10 protein-coding genes and 1 pseudogene are annotated in these 10,098 nt (G+C 31.1%); all 11 read right to left on the minus strand.

Annotation, left to right across the window (positions count from 1 at the left end; all coding sequences use genetic code 11):
* Positions 1 to 566, minus strand: a 566-nt coding sequence (locus CI949_RS12150; RefSeq protein WP_290766915.1) for a flavin reductase family protein, incomplete at its 3' end; no start/stop codon positions are given.
* Positions 567 to 835: 269 nt separating this feature from the next.
* Complete coding sequence (locus CI949_RS12155) at positions 836 to 1,330, minus strand: GNAT family N-acetyltransferase (protein WP_290766917.1); 495 nt, start codon at positions 1,328 to 1,330, stop codon at positions 836 to 838.
* Positions 1,331 to 1,359: 29 nt separating this feature from the next.
* Positions 1,360 to 3,264, minus strand: a complete 1,905-nt coding sequence (locus CI949_RS12160) for a serine hydrolase (protein WP_290766919.1) — start codon at positions 3,262 to 3,264, stop codon at positions 1,360 to 1,362.
* A 265-nt stretch (positions 3,265 to 3,529) separates the two neighbouring features.
* On the minus strand, positions 3,530 to 3,796 hold the full coding sequence (locus CI949_RS12165) for a hypothetical protein (RefSeq protein WP_290766921.1): 267 nt from the start codon (positions 3,794 to 3,796) through the stop codon (positions 3,530 to 3,532).
* A complete protein-coding gene (locus CI949_RS12170; protein WP_290766923.1) occupies positions 3,783 to 4,667 on the minus strand; it encodes a hypothetical protein in 885 nt (294 codons plus the stop codon). Before CI949_RS12170 ends, CI949_RS12165 begins: the two co-directional genes overlap by 14 nt.
* 58 nt (positions 4,668 to 4,725) lie before the next feature.
* The gene (locus tag CI949_RS12175) at positions 4,726 to 5,271 is read right to left on the minus strand and encodes a DUF924 family protein (RefSeq protein ID WP_290766925.1); all 546 of its coding nucleotides are present in this window, start codon (positions 5,269 to 5,271) and stop codon (positions 4,726 to 4,728) included.
* Between the two features lie 280 nt (positions 5,272 to 5,551).
* Entirely contained in the window at positions 5,552 to 6,295 is a 744-nt protein-coding gene (locus CI949_RS12180; RefSeq protein WP_290766927.1) for a class I SAM-dependent methyltransferase, read from the minus strand.
* Positions 6,296 to 6,336: 41 nt separating this feature from the next.
* Entirely contained in the window at positions 6,337 to 6,873 is a 537-nt protein-coding gene (locus tag CI949_RS12185; RefSeq protein WP_290766929.1) for a GNAT family N-acetyltransferase, read from the minus strand.
* Between the two features lie 456 nt (positions 6,874 to 7,329).
* Positions 7,330 to 8,262, minus strand: a complete 933-nt coding sequence (locus CI949_RS12190; protein WP_290766931.1) for an aldo/keto reductase — start codon at positions 8,260 to 8,262, stop codon at positions 7,330 to 7,332.
* Positions 8,263 to 8,568: 306 nt separating this feature from the next.
* Positions 8,569 to 9,629: pseudogene (locus tag CI949_RS12195) on the minus strand (IS3 family transposase); the annotation flags it as partial.
* Between the two features lie 45 nt (positions 9,630 to 9,674).
* On the minus strand, positions 9,675 to 10,098 hold a 424-nt coding region (locus CI949_RS12200; protein WP_290766933.1), incomplete at its 5' end, for a DUF6431 domain-containing protein.

Genomic DNA, 10,098 nt, shown 5'->3' on the forward strand with positions numbered 1-10,098 from the left:
AGATGTGTATAAGAGACAGTTCCATATCTCCCTTTTTTATTTTCGTCATAATAGTCTTCATCCATTGCTATATGTTTCATTTTTAAACAGACAACTACGTCATTAGCACCTTTAAAATGGTCTTTTTTCCATAAAAATTCACATTCAATATTTAAAAAAGATTCAGCTATTCTGGGTGCAGCTACTGTTTTTGATTCTTCAACTGTTAAACCAGATTTTTTAATTTCATCATCTTCAAAATTATTATTTTTAATAGTTGCCTGACATTTATCATATATATCAGCTGAAGGAAAATTTAATACACATTCTTTTGTCTTCAAGAGACTCTTATATAAATGTCCCTTTTTTGAAACTGAGCCAATAATACAGATGAATTCTCCTGCATCTCCGGTAAATGTTGACCAGGACTGTAAACAGGCATTTGGCTTTCTATTACTTTTATAAGTAGTAATTAAAAATATTGGAGATGGAATTGCTGTCAAATAATCTCCCCAGGAAAAAGTATTAAATTCTCCAGGCCACTGCTCTTCATACAGGTCTGGTTTTTGGCTAAATTCTTTTTTCATTAATTTCAACTCCCTATTCCAATATGATTTATTTTTATTAAAATTTACATCTCTTAAATTATTATGTCACTATATAACAGCAATACTAAAAATAATTAAAAGTAATCCTAAGGTACCACTAAGATATAATCTGCGAACGTAAAGCCGTCCTTTTTTGATAGTTTGACTTTTTATAAGTTTTATTCCCCAAAATAATATTAAAATATTTGTTAAAGTAATAATGATTAAATAACTGCTTCCAAAGAGATTCAAAATCACCGGTAGAAAACTTAATAATATAAAAATAATGAATAATAAGTAAGATAGAAGTCCATACCTGTGGCAAAATTAAAAGGGATTTTAAAGGTCAGATTTAACATGCCTGGAACTCCAAATTTTCTCACTAAATCATCTAAACCTACCCTTTTTAAACCATTATTAACAAACATTTTCCAGGAGCCAACATTGTCATCCCTAACAAGAGCACTGTACCCATCACAAGCTTCTTTTTCCATTGCTTTCAAACAACGATCAACAAGTTTGCTGCCAATGCCTTTTCCATGAGCCGCCTTATCTACAAATATAAAGTCAACATAACCAATTTTTTTATTAGCTACACTAAAGTATTTGTATAAGACTGCTCCAATAACCTTATTTTCTTCAACTTCAACAAAACAGTCTTTTGGATCTGGTATAAAAAGCCCTTCAAACCATTCAAATGTTTTCTTTCCCAGCTTTTTTACTTCCTTTGCTTCACTTTTTTTCATGGCCCTTATTTCTGTCATATTATCCCCCCTTTTATAGTAAATTTTATTTAAAACACTAATAAATTAAGGTTATAAAACCACCAGACAATTCCAGCTGATAATATGGTATAAATTGTATAAATAATCTTGGAGGAAAGTTTCCAACTTCTAATTGACCAAACTCTTAAATTTGTAAATAGAAGGAAAACTAATAATACTGGTAAAATCCAGATAAAGGTTGTTAATTTATCAAACAGAGCTGAAGCAGTTAAAAATAGATAGGGAACATTATAGACCGGATGTACATCTAAAAATAGATAAGCAAAAGCTGCTATAAATCCTATTGTTAGAAAGCCAAATACAATAGGTGTAAGTTTTTCTAAATAATATTTTTTTCTTATTGATCTCTTAAATAATGATTTTATCCATTTAAATGAAAGAATCAGGGTTAAAATAATAAATACTAAGATAAATGCTGCATTTATTAAAGGGTCTTCATCCCAGGATGCTCGTTTTAATACATTAGGGCTATTTGTCCAGAGTTCGTTAACCTCCCCTTCTTGATTAACGGCAGCATATAATTTATTGCCACTTTGATTATCATAAAATACTCCAGCTTCAATTTGTCTTAATCGATTAGTTTCGCCCATAAAGTTATAAATAATATTTTCATCAGGGTCAAGCTCGATATTTGTAATTGAGAAATACTTAGTTATTGACTCATAAGTTGTGTGATTAACTCTATTAATTATATATTTTCCTTCTATAAGTTTTGGATTGATAAAATTGCTGTTTTCAGATAAGGATGTAGTGCTTTCTTTTTTAGGAAAATAACGATCTATAAAACTCTTGATCAATAAATCCCTTGCCTTTGCAGCATCCCTGCCATTATATGAAACAAATAATCCGGTATTAAGTTCCGGAATTAAATAAAGTCCACTGTGAAATAAAAATGTATCTCCACCATGGGTAATCATTCGATATCCATTATAATTCATTTCAATAAAGCCATGGGCCATCCCAGAAAATTCATTGTGATGAGTAAAAGATTGTGAATGCATTTCTGCTGCAGTTTCAGGATTTAAAATTCTATTCCCCTGATAACCCCCCATATTTAAATGGGCAAGCATAAATTTGGCCATATCTTCTGCAGTGCTGCTCAATCCTCCTACTGGGTAAGGTTGAATATATTCAAAATTATCACTCTGATAAGAACCTTTAATATAGGCAAAACTTAAAGAAGTCTCTTCTGTTACCCCTGCTGGAACAGGCTGTTTAAATGTACTGTTGCTCATGTTCAGCGGTTTAAAAATATTAGTTTCTACATATTCAGCAAATGTCATACCTGAGACCCGTTCAACAATATAGGCAGCTAAGGCTGAACCATAATTAGAATAAGCCATTTCTCTGCCAGCAGGATAAACTCTCGCCGGCATATAATCCTTTAGATAAGTTCCTAAGGGTTTTATATTTTCCTCAGATAGAACAAAGAGATCTTTAATTTTGTCTTCAAAGCCAGCATTATGATTTAAGAGGTTCATCAGAGTTATATCTTTAATATCTTCATTATTATCTCTGCCTGCTATTTCATTTGGAATTTCAAAGTCTAAATATTCATTTATATTTTCATTTAAATCAACTTTACCCTGCTCCACAAGCTGCATAATTGAAGTCCAGATAAATAGTTTTGAGACAGAACCAGGTCTAAATAGAGTATTATCAGCATCTACTCTTTTATTGTTTTCAAGATCATAATAACCATATCCTTTTTTAAAAAGAATTTCTCCATCTTTAACTACTGAAATCGTCACACCAGGCACTTTATATTCCTCCATCTGAGATTTAAAAAATCCATCAAAAAATGATTCCAGAGAATCAAGATCCTCTAAATTTTGGGCAAATGTACTACTGCTGATAATTAATAAAAAAATTAAAACTAAAAGTGATGTAACACTAATTTTTCTCTTTTTCAATTTTACTGGCCCCTTTCGAATAATTACTAATAAAATTTAACATATTTTCTTGTTCAGTAACTAACCTTTAAAAGCAATCGTGTCAAGTTGAATTAAAAGCCCTTCCTGTCTACCACGGTGAGCAAAGTTATTATTCCAAATAAACAATTTAAGCAATGCCCTTATAATTTTTTTATAACATAAATTCCACTAATCTTTTTTCCCTTAGGATATGTTTTGGCTGGACATATTCCAAATTGAAGTGTCCTCCACATTTGAATAGCTTCTATCTTATCCTCTGAACTCCAGGCACGAATTTGATAAACATTCTTTTTCCTGCAAATGTTTTTGGATTTACACCAACTATCTTTTTCCAATATATAGATATCATTCCAACTAACCTATTATCTATTTTTGCCACTAAAGAAAATCCATTAGTTAAATGCATATGACTTTCAATTATTTTCTTATTCCACTGTGACTCTGCTGACCATTTATCTTTTATTTCTTTATCAGCTTCTATTATTTTAATATTTTCTTTAGAAAAATTCATAAATTTTATACTCCTTGATATTTATCCTGTATTCTTGCAGTAAATTAATTAGTACTTTTTCGTGTTGATGAGCCACTTTTTTCAATTCTTCATAAAACCCTTTGAAATTCTTATTTGTAATTTCTAGTTCTTTTTTCGGCTTATTGTGTCGCATCAGCTCATCAAGACTAAGAATTAATTTTTTGATATATTCTTTTTTGCTTTTTAAAGAACTACTCCTAACGGCTAAATTAAAGTGATTTAAATAATTTTCTGGCAAAATAGAATAATTTTTTACCTCATCTTCAATATTGTAAACTCCTTTTTTTATATATGTCGAATTTAATAGAGCAGTCGCATTTGCTATCAAATTTAATATCTGATAACAGTTTGAATCCACTAGTTCATATTCTTCATTTATGTATTCCATCTCAAAGTAGATTGACTTTGCTCTGGTTAATAATTTTTCTGCTTCATTAATCAAAATATTTTTATATTCTGGATTTGTAGTTAATTCTTTTATTCTTTCTTTTAAAGATTTAAACCTTTTTAAATCAGCTGGTTTATTATAATATACTACTACTCCCTCAGCAATTATTGAAGTTATTGTTTCTTTAAAATTTGCGATTTGTTCAGCCCGCTCCCAGGATAAAGGCCAAAAATCATAGCCAATGTCATCAATAACAAACTGCATATTCATCTCATAACCTTTATTTGTTTTTGGAATATAGAAAAAATCTAAATCTGATTTTTGATAGGCCGAACCCGTGATATATGATCCATAACAGACAACTACTGCAATATCATCTCTATATTTACTTTTAATTTTATTAATTAAAGCTTTTATTATTTTCTCTTTATCTTCTGGTAAATTAGAAATTTTATTGTTCATTTTCACCACTCCAAAAAATGAATAATATTATTAGAAGCTCTTATTGCTATTATTGAAATCAAAAGGATGAGCCGGGCTGAGAAAGAAATTCAATTTCTTCAGCAGTAGAATTTCGCCCGAGTATTTCATTCCGGTGAGGGTACCTTCCAAATCGCTCTATAATCCTCTTGTGCTTGATCTCATATTCGAAATAATCTTCCAGGCCAGGCTCGTTGAAAAGTCTAACTGCTTTTTTGTGTATAATTAGTGATTCGCTATGCATAAATGGCATATAAAAGAAACTGCGTTTGAAAGTTTCAAGTTTAGTATGGAAGCCCTTTCTAATCGCATCCTGGGCCAGAACTAATGCAGCAAGATCATTCGCGAATGCGCCAGGCTTTCCTCGGTTAATATTTCGGGAGAACTGATCCAGCAGAATTATTTCTGCCAGACTTCCTTCTGGAGTCACTCGCCAGGATTCAAGCTCTCCTTTAGTTGCAGCATCATGAAGCTCTCCAAAGCGTTCACAAATTTTTTCATCAAGCTCTTCAGATGAATTAAACCATTGTTTCGGGTCTAATTCTTCAAACCAGAATTCAAGTACTTCTCTACTTTTATCAGTCATTTTTTCTTGCCCCCTTATACGGACTTCTATCTTTATTTTTGGTTAATTGGATGTCTAAAAATTATGCTGATAATTTTCAGATGATTTATCACGAATCAATTGGTATGAAAACATACTATCTATATAAGTAAAACTTAACTCCTCTTCCTTCCTTATATTTAATCATTAAAATTTGTTTTTTCTAGTATCCCCCTGGGCTTCTCAACATACCAGCCTCACCGCTAAATAGATTATTAGACGACCGTAGGCCATTTATTTTACTCCCACATATATAGCCGTTTTACTTTTGTACTATCCATAAGCGGCATTCAGTTGAAAACTCTTTAACTTTTTTATTCTCTTTAAATAGGTCTTCTCTATAAAAATCTTCTATTAGCTTCCAGCCTGTCTCTTCTAAACATTCTATTATCTCTTCCCGGTTTGGAAAATGTATAAATAAATCTCTATCATCATTATCTGATGGCAGGATCTTATCACCATATTCATAAATTCTTTTATCCTGGTTACCAGCTTGCCAGAGCTTTTCTTCTTTTTTCCAGAATTCTTTAAAATTCTCGTTATTTTCGCGATCATGAGTTGTGAAAATAAAAATACCATTATCGGTCAAGACTCTTTTTATTTCTTTTAATGCTTTAATTCTATTTTTTCTCTCTGGTATCTGCATCAATCCATTAAATGAGAACAGTGCTTGCTCAAAAGAATTATCTTCAAAGTTTAAGTCAGTTGCATCTCCAACGATAAATTCAATATCAGTCTTTTTTTCTTTATTTATTGTTTTAGCTGCAGATATCATTTCCGGAGTTAAATCTAAACCTATGATATTTTTATAGCCCATTTCATAAAGGTTAAATGTTGTTCTGCCTGCTCCACAACCAACATCTAATATTGATTTATCTTTATCAAAATATTTGTTGATTACATATTTTTCTGATTCCCATAAGCCAATATTTTCAATGGCATTACTATAGTTTTCTGTAGCTTTTTCAAAAGATTCTTTAACAAAGTTCTTGGTTATTTTCTGCATATTATCCCTCAATTTTTTTATCTTTTATAATATAATTCAGTTTATAAAATATATTCTAACTGACAATCATAAGGTTCTTTAGCTACTAATTTTTCATTATATTCAACCGCCTCTTGACATCCCATAGCTTTATAAAATAATTGTGTCTCTTCAGCTGAATGTGCCGATATATAAAGTTTTTCTGCACCTGCGTCTTTTGCCTTTTTACATACAAGTTTAAATAAACTTTTTCCTATTCCTTGACCACGATAATTATTAGATGCATGAATACTAGAAAGTTGTAAATAATTGTTCTTTGAACCAAAAAAATGATTTTCTAAAGAAGCAAAGCCAACAAGATTTTTCCCTTTAAATGTTCCAAACACTGTTCCACCTGTCTTTATAGTTTTTTGTAAGCATTTCACTAAAAATTCATATTCATCAATTCCCCAATTTTCAGTAAATGATATATTTTTTAAGATCCATTTTTTGTTTTCTTTTCGCCAACATTTATTAACTTCCTGATGTCTGTCGAAATTTGAAAATAATGATAGTTTTATTTCGTCTTTTTTTAATTTTCTATAACTGATATTGTTCATTTTCCCCTCCAATAAAACCTTGATTTTGCTTTAAATTTTAAATAACCTGCCAGTTATCTCCATACTTTACTTCTTCATTCTCATTATTATGATCAAACAGGAAAAGGCGGAATCCATCTAAACCAATGTTTGATTGAATTAATTATTTATATACTTCAAGTAAAAGAAAAAAACACCTGCATTTATACAGAAATATTTAATATGAGTTAAATTTAAAAATTTATTTCCTCTTTATAACATATCTGTGATACAATAAATTTAAAAATTGGTAACAGCTACGGGTTTAATATTCATAAATAAAAAAAGGGCCAGCCTTAGGCCAACCCAATCTTATCATCTATATCTGATACTTCAGAAACTATTTTTAACAAGATATATTTATTAGTATTCTCTATTTCATTAAAATCAAGCTTAACAATCAGGATACTCTTAAAAATTCAATTCTTCCTAATTTCTTTACCACGGCAGTAAATTATCCTCTATATTTTCTTTATAGAGTCTCTCATATTCTTTAACTCTCTCTGAAGTTAAATTATCAGATGCACTCAAATTCTCCTTTAGCTGTTTCTCATTTCTTACACCCGGGATAACTGTCGAAACCTCGGGATAACTTAATATATATCCTAAAGCCTCCTGAACCATACTATTACTTTCACTCTTTATCTCTTTAACTCTCTCAACCAAATCTGCCCTTCTTTTGATAACTTGTGGAGACCAGCGATCCCTTATTCCAGAAAATTCACTATTGTGATCATATTTACCAGTTAACCAACCTGAATCTAAAGGAACTTTTACTATTAGCCCGACATCCTTTTCTCTAGCTAAAGAGAAAGCATCTTTAGTCTCCTGATGAAAAATATTAAAAAATATCTCTAAAACTTCTGAATCGCTATTTTCTAAAACATATTTCATTTGAGTACTGGTATCAACAGATACACCATAACTTTTAATCTTGCCAGACTGTTTCAATTCCTCTAAAATTTGATAATGATTCTGCTCTCCTCTCATAATCTCATGAGGTGGACTATGTAACAATACTGAGTCAAGGTAGTCTGTCTGCAGCTTTCTCAAACTGGTCTCGACCGAATCCTTAATTAAAGAAGGATTAAAATCTGTATGTCCATCAGCAAAATGGCCAAACTTAGTACTGATTATTACTCGCTCTCTTTTTCCCTTTAAAGCCTTACCTAAAAGTTCTTCACTCTTCCCGCCAGCATAGTTTGGAGCGGTATCAAAAAAATTACAGCCCAGATCTATAGCTTTATGAACAAGTTTGATCGCTTCTTTATCTGTGGCTCCTTTCCAACTTTCTGTGTTGCCCAACTGCCAGGCTCCAAAACCAACTTCTGATACCCTTAAACCGGTGCTTCCCATTCTTCTTTTCTTCATCTATAATTCCTCCTTTTTTAATTAGAAAATTAATCTGATGGCTCAATTCTCAGCCGCTAGACTAATAAAAAAACTTAAATTTTTGGGTTTAAATGTAATAAAAGTATATCATTAATGCTATCACATCTTGTAATCAAAATAAAGATTGTAATTGCTCTTTTTGCTGGAGCGAAATGGATATTTGTATGATTCACTGCTTCATTTTGTTTCTGATACCTTAGAAAAAACTTTTATCTTGTTTCATTTTCTACAGCAATGTAAGCAGATTCTAATTTAGATTTCAAAGTTATGGATTGTCAACCCTTTTTAAAACAATTTTTTATCGAACATTAAATATCTATATTCAACAGGTGTTAGGTAATCTAACGACCCGTGGATTCTGTGGTTATTATACCAGTTAACATAGTCAAATAGCTCATATTCCAGCTCTTCAAAGCTGTTAAAGATTCTGTCATAAGCAAATTCAGTTTTAACTACTTTAAAAGCAGCTTCTGCCACTGCATTATCATAAGGGCAACCTTTATTGCTTAAAGAACGCTCAATATCGAAGCTGTCTAAAATATCATCGATAGCTTTATTTTTAAATTCATTACCTCTATCAGTATGTAAAATATTAATCTGATCCAGTGGTCTTTTAATACTTTTAAAAGCCTCAGTTACTAATTCAGCATTTTTCTTTTTACCTGCTGCATAACCTATGAATTCACGGTTGAAGAGGTCGATTATCAGGCAAATATAGTTCCATTTGCCATTTACATTAACATAGGTTAGATCACTAACAACAACATCTAGAGTTTCTTTTTTATCAAATTCCCTATTTACAACATTGGCTATTTTATCTTCATTACAACTGGGAGAATGAACTTTGTATTGTTTTTTGGTATAAGTGGAAACCAGGTCATACTTTTTCATTATTTTACCAATTTTACGTCTTGATACCTGATAGCCTTTTTTAGCTAATTTTCTTTTGATTTTCCTGGTTCCATAGTGATTTCTACTTGCTTTGTGAATAGCAATTACTTCACTTTCTAGTTCAGTATTAACTGTGTTTTCTTTAGGGGTATAATAGATCATACCCCTTGATATATTGAGTGCTTTGCACATGGCGCTGATACTGTATTTATCCCTATTTGCTTTAATGACTGCTACTTTCGTCCCATTATCAGCGCCGCTTGCTTTAAAATATCAATCTCCATTTTTAGCTGCTTATTTTCTTTACGAAGTTCAATTAATTCTTTTTCTTTGTCAGTTCTATTATCTTTAGCTTTAAAGGAACCAGAGTTATTATAGTGTTTAATCCATTTATGAAGAGTGGATCTAGCCATTCCATATTCTTTAAGTATTTCAGTTTGGTTTTTACCATTATTAGTGTTATCTGTCAAATTAATCCATTAGAAAACGATAAATATTAATCAAAATAATTTAAAGGGGATCAGTGAGTGGTATTTGTCTCTGAAAAAAGCAATCAACCCAGGAATATTGGAGCTAAACCTGTGCAGATAAAAATATACTGCTCGTTTGTAGAGGAGTAGTTTTTTCTGGAGTAGATATTCTTTCATACAGCAGATAATATAATTTAGAGATCTCTGAAATCTAGGGAAGAGAAAGGCTGGAAGAATCGAAACAGTTTTCTTACAGTGCTGGCATTTGTATCTTCTAATTTGTATCCAGAAGCATTTGCCATCAATAGTGATAACATAGCGGTGGTAAAATCCATGTTTCAGAAGTTTATCATGGCAGTGAGGACATTCTTCAGGGTGAGGAAAATTATTATTCTGGCCGAGCTCAGAATATTTTTTTACAGGTATTTTAAAGTCATGAATGATTTGCATCTGA

Source organism: Halanaerobium sp., assembly GCF_003070835.1.

Excerpts from the sequence above, each read along its gene's own strand:
- CI949_RS12170 (WP_290766923.1), bottom strand. The coding sequence starts at position 4,667 with ATGAACAATAAAATTTCTAATTTACCAGAAGATAAAGAGAAAATAATA.
- CI949_RS12180 (WP_290766927.1), bottom strand. The coding sequence starts at position 6,295 with ATGCAGAAAATAACCAAGAACTTTGTTAAAGAATCTTTTGAAAAAGCT.
- CI949_RS12165 (WP_290766921.1), bottom strand. The coding sequence starts at position 3,796 with ATGAATTTTTCTAAAGAAAATATTAAAATAATAGAAGCTGATAAAGAA.
- CI949_RS12175 (WP_290766925.1), bottom strand. The coding sequence starts at position 5,271 with ATGACTGATAAAAGTAGAGAAGTACTTGAATTCTGGTTTGAAGAATTA.
- CI949_RS12190 (WP_290766931.1), bottom strand. The coding sequence starts at position 8,262 with ATGAAGAAAAGAAGAATGGGAAGCACCGGTTTAAGGGTATCAGAAGTT.
- CI949_RS12185 (WP_290766929.1), bottom strand. The coding sequence starts at position 6,873 with ATGAACAATATCAGTTATAGAAAATTAAAAAAAGACGAAATAAAACTA.
- CI949_RS12155 (WP_290766917.1), bottom strand. The coding sequence starts at position 1,330 with ATGACAGAAATAAGGGCCATGAAAAAAAGTGAAGCAAAGGAAGTAAAA.